21 protein-coding genes are annotated in these 19419 nt (G+C 70.8%); 17 read left to right on the top strand and 4 right to left on the bottom strand.

Annotation, left to right across the window (positions count from 1 at the left end; genetic code table 11):
- Positions 1–64: 64 nt before the first annotated feature.
- The 6 genes from IE109_RS17330 (at position 65) to IE109_RS17305 (ending at position 7031) form a co-directional block, all read left to right on the top strand.
- Positions 65–1816, top strand: coding sequence for an ABC transporter substrate-binding protein (locus IE109_RS17330; protein WP_189551783.1), 1752 nt, complete (start codon positions 65–67; stop codon positions 1814–1816).
- Between the two features lie 84 nt (positions 1817–1900).
- The gene (locus tag IE109_RS17325; RefSeq protein WP_189551782.1) at positions 1901–2908 is read left to right on the top strand and encodes an ABC transporter permease; all 1008 of its coding nucleotides are present in this window, start codon (positions 1901–1903) and stop codon (positions 2906–2908) included.
- Complete coding sequence (locus IE109_RS17320) at positions 2905–3996, top strand: ABC transporter ATP-binding protein (RefSeq protein WP_189551781.1); 1092 nt, start codon at positions 2905–2907, stop codon at positions 3994–3996. Before IE109_RS17325 ends, IE109_RS17320 begins: the two co-directional genes overlap by 4 nt.
- The gene (locus IE109_RS17315) at positions 3993–5237 is read left to right on the top strand and encodes an ABC transporter ATP-binding protein (RefSeq protein ID WP_229891158.1); all 1245 of its coding nucleotides are present in this window, start codon (positions 3993–3995) and stop codon (positions 5235–5237) included. Before IE109_RS17320 ends, IE109_RS17315 begins: the two co-directional genes overlap by 4 nt.
- A 268-nt stretch (positions 5238–5505) precedes the next feature.
- Positions 5506–6186, top strand: a complete 681-nt coding sequence (locus IE109_RS17310; RefSeq protein ID WP_189551780.1) for a trimeric intracellular cation channel family protein — start codon at positions 5506–5508, stop codon at positions 6184–6186.
- A gap of 26 nt (positions 6187–6212) precedes the next feature.
- The gene (locus IE109_RS17305; protein WP_189551779.1) at positions 6213–7031 is read left to right on the top strand and encodes a thioesterase family protein; all 819 of its coding nucleotides are present in this window, start codon (positions 6213–6215) and stop codon (positions 7029–7031) included.
- Positions 7032–7078: 47 nt separating this feature from the next.
- Here IE109_RS17305 and IE109_RS17300 read toward each other — a convergent pair whose 3' ends face one another.
- Positions 7079–7696 carry a TetR family transcriptional regulator gene (locus IE109_RS17300; RefSeq protein WP_189551778.1) on the bottom strand — a complete coding sequence of 206 codons (618 nt, stop codon included), beginning with the start codon at positions 7694–7696 and terminating at the stop codon, positions 7079–7081.
- Between the two features lie 110 nt (positions 7697–7806).
- Between IE109_RS17300 and IE109_RS17295 the strand changes: the two genes are divergently transcribed.
- From IE109_RS17295 to IE109_RS17285, 3 genes are all read left to right on the top strand, one after another.
- The gene (locus IE109_RS17295) at positions 7807–7953 is read left to right on the top strand and encodes a hypothetical protein (protein WP_189551777.1); all 147 of its coding nucleotides are present in this window, start codon (positions 7807–7809) and stop codon (positions 7951–7953) included.
- 10 nt (positions 7954–7963) lie between these two features.
- A complete protein-coding gene (locus IE109_RS17290; protein ID WP_229891156.1) occupies positions 7964–8290 on the top strand; it encodes a DUF4190 domain-containing protein in 327 nt (108 codons plus the stop codon).
- A 117-nt stretch (positions 8291–8407) separates the two neighbouring features.
- Positions 8408–9577, top strand: a complete 1170-nt coding sequence (locus tag IE109_RS17285) for a cysteine desulfurase family protein (protein ID WP_189551776.1) — start codon at positions 8408–8410, stop codon at positions 9575–9577.
- Here the strand turns inward: IE109_RS17285 and IE109_RS17280 are convergent.
- Positions 9570–10232: an N-acetylmuramoyl-L-alanine amidase gene (locus IE109_RS17280; protein ID WP_189551775.1), complete on the bottom strand. Its 663-nt coding sequence runs from the start codon at positions 10230–10232 to the stop codon at positions 9570–9572. The genes IE109_RS17285 and IE109_RS17280 overlap by 8 nt on opposite strands.
- 60 nt (positions 10233–10292) lie before the next feature.
- Here IE109_RS17280 and mnmA point away from each other — a divergent pair, with 60 nt between their 5' ends.
- The 4 genes from mnmA to IE109_RS17260 all read left to right on the top strand — a co-directional run bounded on the left by mnmA (position 10293) and on the right by IE109_RS17260 (position 14266).
- Positions 10293–11426 (top strand): tRNA 2-thiouridine(34) synthase MnmA, encoded by a 1134-nt coding sequence (mnmA, locus tag IE109_RS17275; RefSeq protein WP_189551774.1) that lies wholly within the window; start codon positions 10293–10295, stop codon positions 11424–11426.
- A 133-nt stretch (positions 11427–11559) separates the two neighbouring features.
- Positions 11560–11925: a hypothetical protein gene (locus IE109_RS17270; protein WP_189551773.1), complete on the top strand. Its 366-nt coding sequence runs from the start codon at positions 11560–11562 to the stop codon at positions 11923–11925.
- Entirely contained in the window at positions 11922–13691 is a 1770-nt protein-coding gene (locus IE109_RS17265) for an alpha/beta hydrolase (RefSeq protein ID WP_189551772.1), read from the top strand. Before IE109_RS17270 ends, IE109_RS17265 begins: the two co-directional genes overlap by 4 nt.
- Positions 13688–14266, top strand: a complete 579-nt coding sequence (locus IE109_RS17260; RefSeq protein WP_229891154.1) for a hypothetical protein — start codon at positions 13688–13690, stop codon at positions 14264–14266. Before IE109_RS17265 ends, IE109_RS17260 begins: the two co-directional genes overlap by 4 nt.
- Here IE109_RS17260 and IE109_RS34035 read toward each other — a convergent pair.
- Together IE109_RS34035 and IE109_RS17250 are read right to left on the bottom strand one after the other, a co-directional pair.
- Positions 14253–14489, bottom strand: a complete 237-nt coding sequence (locus IE109_RS34035) for a hypothetical protein (RefSeq protein WP_373297724.1) — start codon at positions 14487–14489, stop codon at positions 14253–14255. The genes IE109_RS17260 and IE109_RS34035 overlap by 14 nt on opposite strands.
- Complete coding sequence (locus tag IE109_RS17250; protein WP_189551771.1) at positions 14486–14806, bottom strand: DUF427 domain-containing protein; 321 nt, start codon at positions 14804–14806, stop codon at positions 14486–14488. Before IE109_RS17250 ends, IE109_RS34035 begins: the two co-directional genes overlap by 4 nt.
- Positions 14807–14856: 50 nt before the next feature.
- On the opposite strand from IE109_RS17250, the gene IE109_RS17245 reads away from it, so the two are divergent.
- Genes IE109_RS17245 through ligA form a run of 4 tightly spaced genes read left to right on the top strand, consistent with a single transcriptional unit; the run spans position 14857 to position 19325 of the window.
- Positions 14857–15396: an LOG family protein gene (locus IE109_RS17245; protein WP_189551770.1), complete on the top strand. Its 540-nt coding sequence runs from the start codon at positions 14857–14859 to the stop codon at positions 15394–15396.
- A 19-nt stretch (positions 15397–15415) separates the two neighbouring features.
- Positions 15416–16114, top strand: coding sequence for an SDR family oxidoreductase (locus IE109_RS17240; RefSeq protein WP_189551769.1), 699 nt, complete (start codon positions 15416–15418; stop codon positions 16112–16114).
- Entirely contained in the window at positions 16111–17118 is a 1008-nt protein-coding gene (locus IE109_RS17235) for a methionine synthase (protein WP_189551768.1), read from the top strand. Before IE109_RS17240 ends, IE109_RS17235 begins: the two co-directional genes overlap by 4 nt.
- A gap of 23 nt (positions 17119–17141) precedes the next feature.
- A complete protein-coding gene (gene ligA / locus IE109_RS17230) occupies positions 17142–19325 on the top strand; it encodes an NAD-dependent DNA ligase LigA (protein ID WP_189551767.1) in 2184 nt (727 codons plus the stop codon).
- Positions 19326–19419: the final 94 nt, after the last annotated feature.

Here is a 19419-nt window from a genome sequence, read left to right as displayed (position 1 = left end):
GGCCGCGGTACCGGGCCAGGACCGTACCGACAAGTTTCCGAAAACAAAGGGGAGTTCGACGAAAATGCGAAGGTCAGCAGTGGCCGCAATCGCGGTCGTCAGCAGTGCCAGCCTGCTCCTCGCGGGCTGCAGCAAGGCGGACGACGGCGACTCGGGTGCCAAGGGCAGTGCCAAGGCGAACGCCGCGACGACCGGTGTCGTCAACGCCTCGGACAAGAAGGGCGGCACGGTCACCTACGCGATGGCCGACGCCCCCGAGTCGTTCGACCCGGGCAACACGTACTACTCGTTCATCTACAACTTCAGCCGTCTGTACGCGCGCCCGCTGACGACCTTCAAGCCGGGTCCCGGCGAGAAGGGCAACGAGCTCGTCGCCGACCTCGCCGAGAGCATGGGTGTCCCCAGCGACGGGGGCAAGACCTGGACGTACAAGATCCGCAAGGGCGTCAAGTACTCCGACGGCACGCCGGTCACGGCCAAGGACGTCAAGTACGCCGTCGAGCGCTCCAACTTCGCGCGTGACGTGCTGTCCAACGGCCCGAACTACTTCCAGCAGCTCCTCGCCGACCCGGCCAAGTACAAGGGTCCGTACAAGGACAAGAGCGACAAGGGCCTGGACTCCATCCAGACCCCGGACGACCACACCATCGTCTTCAAGCTGAACAAGCCGTTCGCGGACTTCGACTACCTGGTCAGCGCCCCGCAGACCGCCCCGGTGCCGAAGGCGAAGGACAAGGGCGCGGACTACACCAAGTCCATCCTGTCCTCGGGTTCGTACAAGTTCGAGACGTACAAGGACGGCCAGCAGGTCGTGCTCGTCCGCAACGAGCACTGGGACGCCAAGACCGACCCGCTGCGTAAGCAGTACCCGGACAAGATCGTCCTGAACCTCAAGGTCAGCCAGGCCACCATCGACAAGGACCTGATGTCCGGCGACATCGTCGCCGACCTCAAGGGCGGCGGCGTCGACGCCCAGACGCAGGCGCAGATCCTGTCCAAGGAAGACCTGAAGGCCAACACGGACAACACCTACGGTGGCCGGCTCGTCTACACGGCGATCAACACCAAGGTGAAGCCGTTCGACAACGTCGAGTGCCGCAAGGCCGTGCAGTACGCCATCGACAAGGTCTCCGTGCAGACCTCGATGGGCGGCCCGATCCGCGGTGACATCGCCAGCACGGTGATGCCGAACGACCTCCCCGGCCACGAGAAGTTCGACCTGTACCCGACCGAGGGCAACAAGGGCGACGCCGCCAAGGCCAAGCAACACCTGAAGGCCTGCGGCCAGGAGAAGATCTCCACCTTCATCTCCGCGCGCAGCGACCGCCAGACCGAGGTCGACGCCGCCACCGCCGTCGTCGCGTCGCTGAAGAAGGTCGGCATCGACGCCAAGATCAAGCAGTACCCGTCGTCGAAGTACTTCTCCGACTACGCCGGTGTCCCGTCCTTCACCAAGAAGGAGAACATCGGTCTGATGATGATGCAGTGGGGTGCCGACTGGCCGACCGGCTACGGCTTCCTCCAGCAGGTCGTCCACGGCAAGGCCATCGGCCAGTCCGGCAACACCAACCTGTCGGAGCTGAACGACCCGGCGATCAACAAGCTGCTGGACGACGCCATCGCCAACACGGACGAGAGCGCCCGCAAGGCGGCGTACGTCCAGGTCGACAAGAAGGTCATGGAGCAGGCGGCCATCGTCCCGCTGTCGTACTTCAAGGTCCTGAACTACCGCTCGCCGCACGGCACCAACATGACCACCTCGGCGGCCTGGAGCGGTCAGTACGACTACCTCAACATCGGTACCACGAAGAAGTAGCCCCGGAAGGCAGGTGAAGGCATTGGTGCCCGCGGGCCTCCGCGTTCAGCGCGACGCGGCCCGCGGGCATCGGCGCCGGTCCCCGTGATCTCGTACATCATCCGCCGGCTGATCGCGGCAGTGATCCTGCTGCTGGTCGTCACGGCGGTCACCTTCGGCATCTTCTTCATCCTGCCGAAGCTGGCCGGCCAGACGGTCGATCAGCTGGCCCAGCAGTACATCGGCAAGAACCCCACGCCCGCCGACATCGAAGCGGTCAAGCGGAACCTTGGCCTCGACGAACCGGTATACGTCCAGTACTGGGACTTCATCAGGGGAATCGTCTCCGGCGCCACCTACGAGCGGGGCCCCAGCACCGTCCGGTGCGACATGCCCTGCTTCGGCTACTCCTTCAAGACCAACCTGGAGGTCTGGCCCGAGCTGGTCGACCGTCTGCCGGTCACCATCTCCCTCGCCGTCGGCGCGGCCGTGCTGTGGCTGGTCTCCGGCATCGTCGTCGGTGTCATCTCCGCCCTCAAGCCCGGTTCGCTCTTCGACCGGGCCGCCATGGGCGGCGCGCTGGCCGGCGTCTCGCTGCCCATCTTCTTCACCGCCCAGCTCTTCCTCCTGCTCTTCAGCTACGAGCTGGAGATCTTCGGGCGGACGTACGTCCCGTTCACCGAGAACCCCTCGCAGTGGGCCAACACCCTCTTCCTGCCGTGGTGCTCGCTCGCCCTGCTGTACGCGGCGATCTACGCCCGTCTCACCCGGTCGGGGATGCTGGAGGCGATGAGCGAGGACTTCATCCGGACCGCCCGCGCCAAGGGCATGCGGGAGCGCCGGGTCGTCGCCAAGCACGGTCTGCGGGCCGCGCTCACCCCGATCGTCACCGTCTTCGGCATGGACATCGGCCTGCTGCTCGGCGGCGCCGTCATCACCGAGTCGGTGTACTCGCTGCACGGCATCGGCGAGTACGCGGTGCAGTCGATCGTCGCCAACGACCTGCCGCCGATCCTCGGCGTCACCCTCCTCGCGGCGTTCTTCGTCGTCTTCCTCAACCTCGTGGTTGACCTTCTGTACGCCGTCGTCGACCCGCGCGTGAGGGTGTCATGACCGAACTGTCCAAGACCGGTGCCGTGGTGGAGGACCGCCCCGGTTCCTCCGAGCCGCGTGCCTTCCTCGACGTACGCGACCTGAAGGTGCACTTCCCGACCGACGACGGCCTGGTGAAGTCCGTCGACGGGCTCTCCTTCCAGCTGGAGAAGGGCAAGACCCTCGGCGTCGTCGGCGAGTCCGGCTCCGGCAAGTCCGTCACCTCGCTCGCCATCATGGGCCTGCACCGGCTCGGGGCGCGCGGCAAGAACGTACGGATGAGCGGCGAGATCTGGCTCGACGGCAAGGAGCTGGTGAGCGCCGACCCCGACGAGGTGCGGCGGCTGCGGGGCCGCGACATGGCGATGATCTTCCAGGACCCGCTGTCCGCGATGCACCCGTACTACACGATCGGCAACCAGATCGTGGAGGCGTACCGCATCCACAACAACGTGACCAAGAAGGCCGCCCGCGCCCGCGCCATCGAGCTGCTGGACCGGGTCGGCATCCCCGAGCCCGGCAAGCGCGTCGACGCCTACCCGCACGAGTTCTCCGGCGGTATGCGCCAGCGCGCGATGATCGCCATGGCGCTGGTCAACAACCCCGAGCTGCTGATCGCCGACGAGCCGACGACCGCGCTGGACGTCACCGTCCAGGCGCAGATCCTCGACCTCATCCGCGACCTCCAGAAGGAGTTCGGCTCGGCGGTCGTCATCATCACGCACGACCTCGGCGTGGTGGCCGAGATCGCCGACGACATCCTGGTGATGTACGGCGGCCGGTGCGTGGAGCGCGGACCGGTCGAGAAGATCTTCTACGAGCCGCAGCACCCCTACACCTGGGGCCTCCTCGGCTCGATGCCCCGCATCGACCGCGAGCAGACCGACCGGCTCATCCCGGTCAAGGGCCAGCCGCCGTCCCTCATCAACGTCCCGAGCGGCTGCGCCTTCAACCCGCGCTGCCCGTACGCGGACGTGCCCAAGGACGGGATCACCCGCACCGAGCGTCCGGAACTGCGTGAGGTGGGCTCCGGCCACTTCTCGGCCTGCCACATGGACCAGGCGGAGCGCACGCGGATCTGGACCGAAGAGATTGCGCCGAAGCTGTGACCAACGAACCGACGCGTACCGACTCCGGCCCCCTGCTCAAGGTCGAGGGCCTGGTCAAACACTTCCCCATCAAGAAGGGCCTGCTCCAGCGGCAGGTCGGCGCCGTCAAGGCGGTCGACGGCATCGACTTCGAGGTGAACCGAGGGGAGACCCTCGGCGTGGTCGGCGAGTCCGGCTGCGGCAAGTCGACGATGGGCCGGCTGATCACCCGGCTGCTGGAGCCCAGCGGCGGGAAGGTCGAGTTCGACGGCACCGACATCACGCACCTGAGCACCGGCGGGATGCGGCCCCTGCGGCGCGACATCCAGATGATCTTCCAGGACCCGTACGGTTCGCTGAACCCGCGGCACACCATCGGCTCGATCGTCTCCGCGCCGTTCCGGCTCCAGGGCGTCGAGCCCGAGGGCGGGGTGAAGAAGGAGGTCCAGGGCCTCCTGGAGCGGGTGGGCCTGAGCCCCGAGCACTACAACCGCTACCCGCACGAGTTCTCGGGCGGCCAGCGCCAGCGCGTCGGCATCGCCCGTGCGCTGGCCCTCAAGCCGCGGCTCGTCGTCGCGGACGAGCCGGTCTCGGCGCTGGACGTGTCGATCCAGGCGCAGGTGGTGAACCTGCTGGACGACCTCCAGGAAGAGCTGGGCCTGACGTACGTGATCATCGCGCACGACCTGTCGGTCATCCGGCACGTGTCGGACCGGATCGCGGTGATGTACCTGGGCAAGATCGTGGAGCTGGCGGACCGCACCTCGTTGTACGAGGCGCCGATGCACCCGTACACCAAGGCGCTGATGTCGGCGGTTCCGGTACCGGACCCGAGGCGGCGGGGCGCCAGGAGCGAGCGGATCCTGCTGAAAGGCGACGTGCCGTCGCCGATCGCCCCGCCCAGCGGGTGCCGGTTCCACACACGGTGCTGGAAGGCGACGCAGGTCTGCACGACGCAGGAACCCCCGCTGCTGGAGCTGGCCCCGGGCCGCCGGGTGGCGTGTCACCACCCGGAGAACGCCCCGGACCAGGTGCCGGGCGACACCGCGCTGGCCTCGGCGGGCGAGGCGATCGAGATCGTCCCGGCCGCGAAGTCCCCGGCCGCGAAGTCCCCGGCGCCGGAGCCCGCGGCCCCGGTGGCGGCCGCGTCCGTGGAGCCCGCGGCCCCTGCTGCGGCGCCGTCCGCGGAGGACAAGGGCCGGGCTGTGGCGCCGTCCACGGGTGACGACCCGGCGGCGGGCGAGGACCCGGAGAAGCTCTGACCGTGCCGGGGTGGCCCCTCGGGGCCGCCCCGTCCGGGCACGGCACCGTGGGGCGCCGCTCCGTGCGGGGTGTCACATGGGCTCTCCTTCGCGGGCTCAGTCGCCCTGCGCACCGAACACCCCCCACTGCGCGGCCCCCGTTCGGGGCGCGCGGGGGGTGCCTTCCCCCGGCACCCGCGCCGCACCCCGGGACCGGCCGCCGGGCCGGCGCGCGGGGGCGACCGTCCGGCGGGGCGGAGCCCCCGGGGGGAACCGGCACAATTGGGCGGTGCTCCAGGAATTCTTCACCCCCTCCGTGCAACACGCGCTGGACCTCGCCGGCATCTTCGTGTTCGCCATCTCCGGCGCCCTCCTCGCCGTACGCAAGAACTTCGACGTCTTCGGCATCGCCGTCCTCGCCGAGGTCACCGCCCTGGGCGGAGGGCTGTTCCGGGACCTGGTCATCGGCGCCGTACCGCCCGCCGCGTTCACCGACCTCGGGTACTTCGTCATGCCGCTCGTGGCCACCGTGCTCGTCTTCTTCCTGCACCCGGTCGTCGAGCGGACCCAGGCCGCCGTGAACGTGTTCGACGCCGCCGGGCTCGGGCTCTTCTGCGTCGCGGGCACGACCAAGGCGTACGAACACGGCCTGGGGCTCACGTTCTCCGCCGTGCTGGGCCTGGCCACCGGCGTCGGCGGCGGCGTCCTGCGCGACGTCCTGGCCAACGAGGTGCCGTCCCTGCTCCGCTGGGACCGCGACCTGTACGCGGTTCCGGCCATCGTGGGCGCCACCATGGTCGCGCTCTGCATCCGCTTCGAGATGCTGAACCCCTTCACCAGCGCGCTCGCCGCCGTGACCACGTTCCTGCTGCGGCTGCTGGCGATGCGCTTCCACTGGCGCGCCCCCCGGGCCTGGAACCGGCGCTCGACGGCCAGGGAGGAGCGGCTCCCCGAGAAAGCTACCGCTTAGTAATTGCCTGTTGTACTGTGCCGGGCATGGACAGCGAGTTCGACCGCGACACCGCGGTGACCCTTCGCGAGCCCGGCGTCTACGACGCCGAGCTCTCCGCCGGCTGGACGATCATCCAGGCCGTCAATGGCGGCTACCTCCTCGCGCTGCTCGGCCGCGCACTGGGCGACGCACTGCCGCACCCCCACCCGTTCACGATCTCGGCGCACTACCTGACGCCGTCCGTGCCGGGCCCCGCGGTCGTGCGGACGGAGACGGTCCGCACCGGCCGCACCCTCTCCACCGGCCAGGCGTCCCTCTTCCAGTACGCGGAGGACGGCACCGAGGTCGAGCGCATCCGGGTCCTCGCCTCGTACGGCGACCTGGACGCCCTGCCGGACGACGTACGCACGACGGCAAAGCCGCCCGCCATCCCGCCGCGCGAGCACTGCCTCGGCCCGTCCGACGGACCGGCGCCCATCCCCGGCTCCTCGGCCATCACCGAGCGCCTGGACATCAAGCTCGACCCCACCACCCTGGGCTGGGCCGTCGGGGCCCCGTCCGGCAAGGGCGAGATGCGTGCCTGGTTCGGCCTGGCCGACGGCCGCGACCCCGACCCGCTCTCGCTGCTCCTCACCGTCGACGCCCTGCCCCCGACCTCGTTCGAGCTCGGCCTCACCGGCTGGACGCCGACCGTCGAGCTGACCACCCACATACGGTGCCGCCCCGCCCCGGGCCCGCTGCGGGTCTCCATCACCACCCGCAACCTCGCGGGCGGCTTCCTGGAGGAGGATGCCGAGGTCTGGGACAGCGCCGACCGGCTCGTCGCCCAGTCCCGCCAGCTGGCGCGCGCCCCGCGGGGCTAGGGCCCGTCCTTTCGGAGGGCGCGCGGGGACGTGTCCGGCGGGTGACGTCAGTCCAGCCAGTGGCGGCGCCCCAGGCCGACCAGGCGCAGCCGGCGCCGGGCCGTCCGCGCCACCCGGTCCCGGTCGGTCTCGGGCGTGACCAGGAACTCCGAGGCCGTCATCACCATGTGGTCGACGTACAGTCCGGCGAGCATCAGCAGGTCGTCCTGGTCCCACCCCTCGCTCTCGGGGTGCCTGGCCAGCTCGTCGGCCACCTCCCGGACGAAGAGCCCGAGTTGACGGGCGATCGCCTCGCGCACGGTCGCCACGCCCCCGTGTCGTTCCCGGGCGATGAACCGGACGTGCGCGGGGTACCCGCGTACGAGACCGGCGATCAACTCGACGGTGGCGGCGATCCGTTCGTCGCTGTCGCCGGTGGTCGCCAGGGTCGTACGGATCATGCCGTGCAGGCTGTCCAGGGCCTCGTCGACAAGGACGACGCCGAGGTCCGCGGTGTCGCGGAAGTGCCGGTAGAAGGCCGCCGGGGCGACACCGGCGGCGCGGGTCACCTCGCGCAGGCCGAGGCTGCTCAGGCTCTGCTCCTCCAGCAGGCCGAGGGCGGCGTCCAGGAGCGCCTGCCGGGTCTTCTGCTTCTGGGCCTGCCGGATCCCGGAGAGGTGACTCATGCCATTCAGTAAACAAGCGTTCTCCGGGACGATCCAGAGATATGTCTCGCTGGACTGGGTAGTCAGTGAACAAGTGTTCATCTTTCAACCCCTTCGAGGGAGGTCCACCGATGTTCTTCATCGTCGCCGCCCTGCTGATGCTGGGTGTCGTCCTCGGGACCGTGGCCCACGTGCCCGTCCCGGTCACTCTCGTCGCCGCATCCGTCATCGGCGTCTGGCTCCTGGTCTTCGCCGTCCGCGAACGACAGCACCGCTGAGGAGGCCGCCATGTCACTCGCCGCACACGGAACCCGCACCACCCCCGGCAGCCCGTCCGGCGCGTCCGGCAGCACCCGCGCGCGCGGCCGCGTCCGTGACCGCGTCCGCGACGCCGACGGGATGGCCGTCGCCGCGTTCGTCCTGGGCCTGGTGGGCCTGCTGGTGATGAACATCCTGCTGGGGCCCGTCGCCATCGGCCTCGCCGTCCTCGCCCTCCGCCGCGGCACCGCGCGCAGGGGGCGGGCGCTGCTCGGCCTCGGCCTCGGCGTCGCCGACCTCGTGGTGCTCGCCACGCTGGTCACCCTGGACGGCACCGTGTCCTGGAGCATCGCCTGACGCGACCGGACGTGACGCGGCGCGGCGGCCGGCGGGGCGCCCGGCGGGGCCCCGGCCCCGGAAGGCCGGTACGGCGCTGAACGCGCGCCGCCGGGTGGCTCGTAGAATCGTCGCACCATGGCTTACCTCGACCACGCCGCGACCACTCCGATGCTGCCGGAGGCGATCGAGGCGATGACCGCCCAGCTCGCCGTGACGGGCAACGCGTCCTCGCTGCACGCCGCCGGCCGCCGGGCCCGCCGTACCGTCGAGGAGGCCCGCGAGGCCCTCGCCGACGCCCTCGGGGCCCGCCCCAGCGAAGTCGTCCTCACCTCCGGCGGCACGGAGGCGGACAACCTCGCCGTCAAGGGTTTGTACTGGGCCCGCCGGGACGCCGACCCGCGCCGCGTACGGGTGCTGACCTCCCCGGTCGAGCACCACGCCGTGCTCGACGCCGTGCACTGGCTCGGCGAGCACGAGGGCGCCACCGTCGAGTACCTGCCCGTCGACGGACACGGGCGCGTGCACCCCGAGGCGCTCCGCGAGGCCATCGCGCGCGACCCGGAGAGCGTCGCCCTCGCCACCGTGATGTGGGCCAACAACGAGATCGGCACCGTCATGCCGGTACGGGAACTGGCCGCCGCCGCCCGCGAGTTCGACGTCCCGCTGCACTCCGACGCCGTCCAGGCGTTCGGCCAGGTCCCGGTGGGCTTCGCCGACTCGGGCCTCGCCGCCATGACGGTCTCCAGCCACAAGATCGGCGGCCCCTACGGCATCGGGGCGCTGCTCCTCGGCCGCGAGTACAGCCCCGTCCCGGTGCTGCACGGCGGCGGCCAGGAGCGGCACGTCCGCTCCGGCACCCTCGACGTCCCGGCCGTCGCCGCCTTCGCGGTCGCGGGGCGGCTGGCGGCCGAGCGCCGCGAGTCCTACGCCCGCGAGATCGGCGCCCTGCGCGACGAACTGGTCGAGGCCGTCCGGACGGCCGTCCCGGACGCGGTCCTCGGCGGCGACCCGGCGCCGGACGGCCGCCTGCCCGCCAACGCCCACTTCTCCTTCCCCGGCTGCGAGGGCGACTCCCTGCTGCTGCTCCTGGACGCCCAGGGCATCGAGTGCTCCACGGGCTCCGCCTGCACCGCGGGCGTCGCCCAGCCCAGCCACGTCCTGTTGGCCACCGGCACCGACCCGGACCTCGCGCGCGGCACCCTGCGCTTCACGCTCGGCCACACCTCCACCCGCGCCGACGTCGAGGCGGTCGCCAAGGCCATCGGCCCGGCCGTGGACCGCGCCCGGACGGCCGGCCTCAGCTAGCCGCCGTGCGCGGCGCCCCGGCGGCCTCCCGCACGAGCTTCAGGTACCGGTCCCAGTCCCAGTGCGGACCGGGATCGGTGTGGTCGGTGCCCCGCACCTCCACGTGGCCGATGATGTGCTCCCGGTCCACCGGTATCCCGTACCGCGCGCATATCCCCGCGGTGAGGCGCGCCGACGACGCGTACATCGCCGCGGTGAAGTCCTGGGGCCGGTCCACGAACCCCTCGTGCTCGATGCCGACGCTGCGCTCGTTCATGTCCCGGTCGCCCGCGTGGAAGGCCACGTCCAGCTCGCGGATCATCTGCGCGACGTGCCCGTCCTTGCGGACCACGTAATGGGCCGCCGCGCCGTGCCCCGGGTCCTTGAACACCTTCAGGGCGGTCGGAAAGCTGCCCTGGACGACATGGATCACGACCCGGTCGATGGCGAAGTCGTCCGGCCGGTCCGCCCGCCGCCAGTTCGCCCGCGACGCCGCCGTCCACTCCGCGCCCGCGTGGTCCAGCTCCCCCTCCACCCGGTCCTTCTCCACCCCCGGCACCCGGTACCAGGCCCGCCGCAGCTCGTCACGTGCCAGCACCGCCGCGCCCACGACGGCCGCCCCACCGCCGATCAGCACGGCGCGACGGCCCACCGCGCCCGGCTTCTTCTCTCCCATGTGAGCGTGAACGCACACGCACGCGACCATGGTTCCCGGGGCCCGTACCCTGGTAGGGCTATGACTCACACTCCCCAGCGCCCCCTCCGTGTGCTCGCCGCCATGTCGGGCGGCGTGGACTCCGCCGTCGCCGCCGCCCGCGCCGCCGAGGCCGGTCACGACGTGACCGGTGTGCACCTCGCCCTGTCCGCGAACCCGCAGTCCTTCCGTACCGGCGCCCGGGGCTGCTGCACCATCGAGGACTCGCGCGACGCCCGCCGCGCGGCCGACGTCATCGGCATCCCGTTCTACGTGTGGGACCTGGCCGAGCGGTTCCGCGAGGACGTCGTCGACGACTTCGTCGCCGAGTACGAGGCCGGACGCACCCCCAACCCGTGCCTGCGCTGCAACGAGAAGATCAAGTTCGCGGCGCTCCTCGACAAGGCGCTGGCCCTCGGCTTCGACGCGGTCTGCACCGGCCACTACGCCACGGTCGTCACCCGCGAGGACGGCGCCCGGGAGCTCCACCGCGCCTCGGACATGGCCAAGGACCAGTCGTACGTCCTCGGCGTGCTCGACGAGAAGCAGCTCGCGCACGCGATGTTCCCGCTGGGCGACACCCTCACCACCAAGGACGAGATCCGCGCGGAGGCGGAGCGGCGGGGCCTGGCCGTGGCGAAGAAGCCCGACAGCCACGACATCTGCTTCATCGCGGACGGCGACACCCAGGGCTTCCTCGCCTCCCGCCTGGGCAAGGCGGAGGGCGACATCGTCGACGAGTCCGGCACCAGGGTCGGCAGCCACGACGGCGCCTACGGTTTCACCATCGGCCAGCGCAAGGGCCTGCGCATCGGCCACCCCGCCCCGGACGGCAAGCCCCGCTACGTCCTCGACATCTCGCCCGTCGACAACACCGTGACGGTGGGCCCCGCCGAGGCCCTCGACGTCACCGCCCTGACCGCCATCAGGCCCCGCTGGTGCGGCACGGCCCCCTCGGGCCCCGGCACCTACACGGCCCAGCTCCGCGCCCACGGCGACGAGACCCCGGTCACGGCGACCCTGGAGGACGGCGAGCTGCGCGTCACGTTCGAGCAGCCGGTCCGGGGCGTGGCCCCCGGCCAGGCGATCGTCCTGTACGACGGCACCCGCGTGGTCGGCTCGGCCACCATCGCCACGACGACCCGCCGCACGGCGGTGGCCGGCGCCCGGCCGTAGCGGCGTCAACCTCGCGTGACCGGGGCGTCCCGGTCCGCCCCGGCGCGCGCCCGGACCGTCTCCGCCTGCGCTAACGTCGCCGCGCGCACAGCGCGTCGCTGTGCGTGACCATCGACGTGCGGGGGACGCGTACGTGACGTACACGCAGCGCTGGCAGGAACTGCTCGACCTCGCGCCGGGACCGGGCGCGCTGAAGCACAGCGGCGGGCCCTGGACCGGCGCGTCCGGCACCGCGGACGAGCTGCGCGTACGGGCGGAGGGCGGCCGCCGCTCCCTCGCCACCGGCCACGAGGGCGTCGGGACCGCCGGCGCGGGCCTGACGTCCGTGGCCTCGTTGCGGGCGGTCCTGGCCTCCTGGGAGGAACGCCTCACCGCCGTACGGGACGAGTGCGCGCAGCTGACCGGTGCCTTGTCGAAGGTCGCCAAGGAGCTGGGCGAGACCGACACGGCGGTGGGGCACTCCTTCGGCGGTGCCCGGCCGGACGGGGGGAACCGGTGACCGGCACCGTCCTCACCTGGCGCGTCCTGCGGGACCTGAGGCCGGCCGCGCTGGAGGACGCGGGCGACGCGTGGCACGAGGTGTCCGCCCGGTCGGGGGCCGACCGCGCGCGCGTGGACCGGCTGATGACGGCACGGCTGCGGGAGACCCAGGACAGCCGGTCCGCCGCGGCGGCCCTCGGGCGCCTCCAGCGGCTGAGCCGCAACTACCAGTACCTGCACACCGAGTGCGGCCTCGTCCGGACCACCCTGAACGCCCTGGCGGCCGATCTGGCGGAGCCGCAGCGGCAGTTGCGGCAGGCGCTGGCGGAGGCGGGCGATCTGCGGTTCACCGTCCACGAGGACGGCTCCGTCAGCTTCCCGCCCGCCACCGCGGCCACCCTTGCGGGTGAGACGCCCACCCCGGGCGGTCACGTCCGAGGTGATGCCCGCCTCCCCCTGGACCGGATCACGGGCCGGACCGGTCCCGCCCCGGCCGTCCGGCCGCTCGACCCGAACGCGGAGAAGGCGCAGGCCATCGCGGACCGCATCGCCCGAGCCGTCCGGGCCGCCGCCGAGATCGACCGCGCGTACGCCGCGACGCTGGACCGGCTCAGGGCGGCGAAGGGCCTCGACGTCACCGCGGCCACCCTCGCGGACGCCGCCCGCGACACGGCGGGCGTCCGCGCGGCGGCGGGCCGGCACCTCGGCGACGCCATCCCCGCGGACGCGTCGCCGGCCGAGCTGAGGGCCTGGTGGGACGCCCTCCCCGAGGAACAGCGCCGGGAGTACATCGACATCGCCCCGGACCTGATCGGCGGCCTGGACGGCATCCCGGCCACCGACCGCGACGAGGCGAACCGCACCTGGCTGCCGCTGCTCATCGACGAGCTGTCGAGGCAGGGGGGATCCGAAACCGAGTTGAACGGTTTGCGGATGCTTCAGGCGAAGCTGAATGAGCCGAGCCGTATCCCCATGTTCCTTCTAGGAGTCGGTGACGAGGGAAATGGACGTGCCATCGTCTCCTACGGAAATCCGGACACGGCTCGGCATGTGTCGGCCTACGTCCCCGGGCTCGGCACTAAACTCGACGACGGTGACTTCCAAGACACCCTCAAGCGTGCACGGGACACGGCCATGGGGGCGCGGCAGATCGACCCGTCAAGTGCTGCAATCCTTTGGCTCGGCTATGACGCCCCGCAGCATATTGACGTCATGACGGAGGGTGATGCCGAACGGGGTGCCCCCGCCTACAACGCGTTCATGTCCGGCTTGGAAGCCACCAACGAACACGGCGACGCGCACTTCACAGCCATTGGGCACTCCTACGGGTCGCTCACAGTTGGTACGGCGGCAAAGCAGCCAGGCGGAATCCCGGGAGCGGACGACATCATTCTTCTAGGCAGCCCCGGGGTAGGGGTGCAGAGGGCAGGGGAGCTGGGTGTGGGTGAGGAGCATGTCTTCGTCGGTGCATCCGACCACGACCCGGTCACTCACCTTCCGGCACGCGACGAGATGGCCTTCGGTGGACCTGCTGGAGCTCTTTTCACTCGCGACCTCATTGATGCCGGAAATGACGACGTCTACTTCGGTAAGGACCCCGCCAGTCGCGCTTTCGGAGCGCAGCGTTTCATGGTGGACGACGGGCCCCGCTTGCTGAGGGATAGGGGAGGTTTCGATGCGCACTCCCAGTACTTCACTCCGTCGGCAGACCAAGTGTCTGCCGACAACATTGCAGCCATCGTTGCAGGGCGTTCGGAAAAGATCGTGAAAGAGGAACGTCGATGAAACGCGTGATGCAGGCCGGGAGGATGATTTTCGCGCTAATCTTGACAGGTCTGTGCGTAGTCGCGTGCGAAGCCGAGACAGACCAAAGCAGTGCTAGTGGGGTGACGGGCATGAATATGCAGGAAGCGGCGGAACGCGCTGATGGAATGCTTGACGCGACGATTGCGGCCGTCGTACCGGAAATCGAGTGGGCGCACGAAGACACAACGAGCGGCTCGTGCGAGGTAACCCGTCGCCGTACCGTCATGACCGTCATCTCTGACCAGCGACGAGGCAACTTCCTTGGGGTCGTCGAGCGGTTCTGGAAGAAGCAAGGCTACAAAATTACAGCGGTGAGGCGGGACCCAGAAATGCCCGCTGTCTACGCTCAAACGCCGGAAGCCTTCGCCATTCGTGTTCTCTTCGGCTACCAGGGACAAGCGTTCTTCGAGGCAACAACCCCATGCGTAGTGAAGTCTGGGGTGGGCGAGCCGAAGTCTGTGCCGAACGGGCCTGCCTACGACGGAGTCGCAATCCCCACCCCCAACGTCCGGTCCGGGTTCTGGTCTTCGGAGGAGCCTCTCACCCGTTCCTGAAGAACGCGGACGGGGCCAGGGCCTGGGGCGCGACAGTGTGGGTCTGGCCCGTCAGGGAGCCGTGGCGGGCGGCCGTGCCCAGCGCCCCGCTCACCGGCACCAGCGGCGGGCCGTCGCCGCGGCGTTCGTACGCGATACGGGTGCCGTCGCCCGACGTGGTCGTCCCGCCGGCCATGTGCGCGCAGTTGTCCACGCGTGCGCGGAACTCATCGCTCGCCGTCACACCACCTCCGTCCCGTAGAAGCAGAAGTGGTTCTTGATCCGCCCGACCTCGGGCTTGGGGTCGGGGTACGCCCATACCGCGTCGTCGGCCCCGGGCAGGGACCAGTAGGACGCCGTTCCCTTGAAGGGGCAGTACGTGTGGGTGTCGGACGCCGACAGCAGCTCCGTGCGGACGTCCTCGGCGGGCAGGTAGTAGCGCACCGGGCAGCCCGTCTCGCGCAGGACGAGCGGCCGCCGGCTCTCGGCGATCAGGTGCCCGTCGTGCACGACTCGTACGTGATCGGCGCCCTGCTCGATGGTGATGCGGTGTCCCGTCATGGCCGGTACAACGGACGGGTCCCGCAGGCGATTCCCCGTACGGTTGGACCATGAACATCTGTGTCTTCCTCTCCGCCGCCGACCTCGACGACCGGTACACCGTCCCCGCCCGCGAGTTCGCCGAGCTGCTCGGCAAGGGGGGCCACTGCCTGGTGTGGGGCGGCAGCGACACGGGGTTGATGAAGGTCGTCGCGGACGGCGTCCACGCGGTGGGCGGACGGCTCGTCGGCGTGTCCGTGGACTTCCTCGCCGCCAAGGCGCGGGCCGGCGCCGACGAGATGGTGTTCGCCAAGGACCTCGCCGAGCGGAAGGCGCTGATGCTGGCCAGGGCGGACGCCGTGGTGATCATGGTGGGTGGCACCGGCACCCTCGACGAGGCCACCGAGATCCTGGAGCTGAAGAAGCACGGCAAGCACGACAAGCCCGTGGTCCTGCTCAACGCGGCGGGCTTCTACGACGGGCTCAAGGAGCAGTTCCGGCGCATGGAGGCCGAGGGGTTCCTGCCGCTGCCGCTGACCGACCTGGTGTTCTTCGCGGAGGACGGGGTGTCGGCCCTCGCGTACCTGGAGGAGAGCGCCGGGATCCGGTAGGCGCCGTCCGGATGCGAGCATGGCCCGTATGGCTACACACATGATCACCGGGGCGGGTTCGGGCATCGGCGCGGCCGTCGCCCGCCGCCTGCACGAACGGGGCGACGAACTCGTCCTGCTGGCCCGTGACGCCGGGCGCGCCAAGGAGCTGGCCGGCACCTACCCGGGTGCCCGCACCCTCGTCGGCGACCTCGCCAGTCCCGACCGGCTGTCCTGGGCCTTCTCCCACCAGACACTGCCCGACCGGCTCGACTCGCTGCTGCACGTCGCGGGCGTCGTCGACCTCGGGCGGGTCGGCGACCTCACCACCAAGGCGTGGCGGAGCCAGCTGGAGGTGAACCTCATCGCGCCCGCCGAGCTGACCCGGCTCGTCCTGCCGCAGCTGCGGGTCTCCCAGGGCCACGTGGTGTTCGTCAACTCCGGGGCCGGCCTGAACGCGCACGCCGAGTGGTCCGCGTACGCCGCCTCCAAGCACGGCCTCAAGGCCCTGGCCGACTCGCTGCGCCACGAGGAGCACGCGGCCGGCGTGCGCGTGACGTCCGTGTACCCGGGCCGTACCGCCAGCCCCATGCAGGCCAAGGTGCACCAGCAGGAGGGCAAGGAGTACGACGCCTCCCGCTGGATCGACCCGGAGTCGGTCGCGACGGCGATCCTGACGGCGCTGGACCTGCCGCGCGACGCGGAGATCAACGACCTGACGGTGCGGCCCGGACGATGAGCGACGACGACTTCGGCTGGGGACCGGCCACCGGGATCGGGTCCATGCCGGGCGGGGACGCCCGGGAGGCCGCCAGGGCCGTCACCGGCAGCTTCGAGGACTTCCCGCACCTGGCGGAGCTGCCCGCGCGGGGCCCGGGCGCCGACATGATCGGGCGGACCATCGGGCTGCTGGTGGAGATGTACGCGCACGTGGAGCCGAGCGGCTGGCGGGTCAGCGACCGGCCGGGCCGTGACACCCGGCGGGCCCGGTCGTGGATGGGGGAGGACCTCGACGCCCTGGAGGAGTTCACCCAGGGGTACGAGGGACTGCTGAAGGTGCAGGCCGTGGGTCCGTGGACGCTGGCCGCCGCGCTGGAGCTGCGCGGTGGCGAGGCGGCCCTCGGCGACCCGGGGGCCTGCCGTGACCTGGCGGCCTCGCTGGCGGAGGGGCTGCGCGCCCACCTCGCGGAGGTGCGGCGCCGGGTGCCGGGCGCGCGGGTGGCGCTCCAGCTCGACGAGCCGTCCCTCACCGCCGTACTGCGCGGACAGGTGCGGACCGCGAGCGGCTACCGCACGTACCGGGCCGTGGACCGGCAGGTCGTGGAGAGCGCGCTGCGCGACCTCGTCGCGGTGAACGAGGGGCACGGGCCGGTGATCGTGCACTCCTGCGCCCCGGACGTGCCGTTCGCGCTGCTGCGCCGCGCCGGCGCGGCGGGCATCTCGTTCGATTTCGGATTGCTCACCGAACGTGACGAGGAGCAGATCGGGGAGGCGGTCGAGGGAGGCACGAGGCTCTTGGTGGGCGTGGTCGAGTCGACCGACGTTCCATTGTCGGACCCTGCCGGTAGCGTCATGGGTGTCAGGACGCTGTGGCGCAGGCTGGGGCTGAATCCGGGGACTCTGGCCGAGTCGCTGGTGATCACCCCGTCGTGCGGGCTGGCGGGTGCCTCGCCCGCGTACGCCCGTGCCGCGCTCGCCCACTGCGTCAAGGCGGCGAGATCGCTCGCGGACAACCCTGAGTGACGTCAGTAACGGGAGGAAAGACGGTGGCTGTCGAACAGCAGGACGTCGTGCCGGCGGAGGCACGGGACAAGCACGCGCAGCTGGCCGAGCAGGTCGAGGAGCACCGCTTCCGGTACTACGTGAAGGACCAGCCGGTCGTCAGCGACGCCGAGTTCGACAGGCTGCTGCGCTCGCTGGAGGCCCTGGAGGAGGAGTACCCGGAGCTCCGTACGCCCGACTCGCCGACCCAGAAGGTCGCGGGGTCGTACGCGACGGAGTTCACGGCCGTCCAGCACCGCGAGCGGATGCTGTCGCTGGACAACGCCTTCGACGACGAGGAGCTGGCCGGCTGGGCGGACCGCGTCGCCAAGGAGGTCGGCACCTCGGAATACCACTTCCTGTGCGAGCTGAAGGTCGACGGCCTCGCCGTCAACCTGACGTACGAGAAGGGGCGCCTGACCCGCGCGGCGACGCGGGGCGACGGCCGGACGGGTGAGGACATCACCCCGAACATCCGCACGATCTCGGACGTGCCCGACCGGCTGAGGGGCGACCGGATCCCGGATCTCGTCGAGATCCGCGGCGAGGTCTACTTCCCGATGGAGAAGTTCGAGGAGCTCAACGCCCGCCTGGTCGAGGCGGGTGACAAGCCCTTCGCCAACCCGCGGAACGCGGCGGCCGGTTCGCTGCGCCAGAAGGACCCGAAGGTGACCGCCACCCGCCCGCTCCACATGGTGGTGCACGGCATCGGCGCGCGGGACGGACTGGAGATCGCCCGGCTCTCGGAGACCTATGAGCTGCTGCGCGAGTGGGGCCTGCCGACGGCCCGGCACAACCGGGTGGTCGACGACATCGCCGGTGTGCGGGAGTTCATCGGGTACTTCGGCGAGAACCGCCATTCGGTGGAGCACGAGATCGACGGCGTGGTCGTCAAGCTGGACGAGATCCCCCTCCAGGGCCGCCTCGGTTCGACCTCGCGGGCGCCGCGCTGGGCGATCGCGTGGAAGTACGCCCCGGAGGAGGTCAACACCAAGCTGGTCAACATCCGGGTGGGGGTGGGCCGCACGGGCCGGGTGACGCCGTACGCGCAGGTGGAGCCGGTCACGGTGGCGGGCTCGGAGGTCGAGTTCGCGACCCTGCACAACCAGGACGTGGTGAAGGCCAAGGGCGTCCTCATCGGGGACACGGTGGTGCTGCGCAAGGCCGGGGACGTGATCCCGGAGATCCTGGGGCCGGTCGCCGACCTGCGGGACGGCACGGAGCGGGAGTTCGTCATGCCCGCCGAGTGCCCCGAGTGCGGGACGCCGCTGCGCCCGATGAAGGAGGGCGACGTCGACCTGCGCTGCCCCAACGGCCGTACGTGCCCGGCGCAGCTGCGTGAGCGGCTCTTCTACCTCGCCGGGCGCAAGTGCCTGGACATCGAGAACTTCGGCTATGTGGCGGCGGCCGCGCTGACCAAGCCCCTGGAGCCCGCCGAGGCCCCCCTGGTGGACGAGGGCGACCTGTTCGACCTGACCATCGAGCGACTGCTGCCCATCAAGGCGTACGTCCTGGACCAGGACAGCGGTCTGCCCAAGCGGGACCCCAGGACGGGCGAGGAGAAGGTCGTCACGATCTTCGCCAACCAGCAGGGCGAGCCGCGCAAGAACGCGCTGGCGATGCTGGAGAACATCGCGGCGGCCAAGGAGCGGCCGCTGGCCCGGATCATCACCGGCCTGTCGATCCGTCACGTCGGGCCGGTGGCGGCGGAGGCGCTGGCGCGCGAGTTCCGCTCGATCGGCCGGATCGAGCAGGCGAGCGAGGAGGAGCTGGCGGCCGTGGAGGGGGTCGGCCCCACCATCGCCGCCTCCCTCAAGCAGTGGTTCGAGGTGGACTGGCACCGGGAGATCCTGCGCAAGTGGCGGGCGGCCGGGGTCCGGATGGAGGAGGAGAGCGCCGGCGAGGACGAGGGGCCGCGCCCGCTGGAGGGGTTGACCGTCGTGGTCACCGGCACCCTGCAGGACCACACCAGGGATGGCGCAAAAGAGGCCCTCCAGAGCCGCGGAGCGAAAGTGACCGGTTCCGTTTCGAAGAAGACCGCTTTCGTGGTCGTTGGTGACAACCCTGGTTCCAAGTACGACAAGGCGATGCAGCTGAAGGTTCCGGTCCTGAACGAGGACGGCTTCCGTGTGCTGCTCGAACAGGGTGCGGACGCGGCGCGCGAGGTGGCCGTTCCACTCGAACAGTAGGCCGGTGAACGCCCGAAAAAGGTCACCCGTTCAGCGCATACCAGATGGATAAGGGTGGCCGGGTCGCATTCGGGCAAGACCAGTAGAGCGCTGC

It is taken from the genome of Streptomyces lavendofoliae (assembly GCF_014649735.1).
Lineage (GTDB): Bacteria > Actinomycetota > Actinomycetes > Streptomycetales > Streptomycetaceae > Streptomyces > Streptomyces lavendofoliae.
Note: the sequence above shows the minus strand (reverse complement) of the source record. Positions and strands in the feature narration are given on the sequence as shown.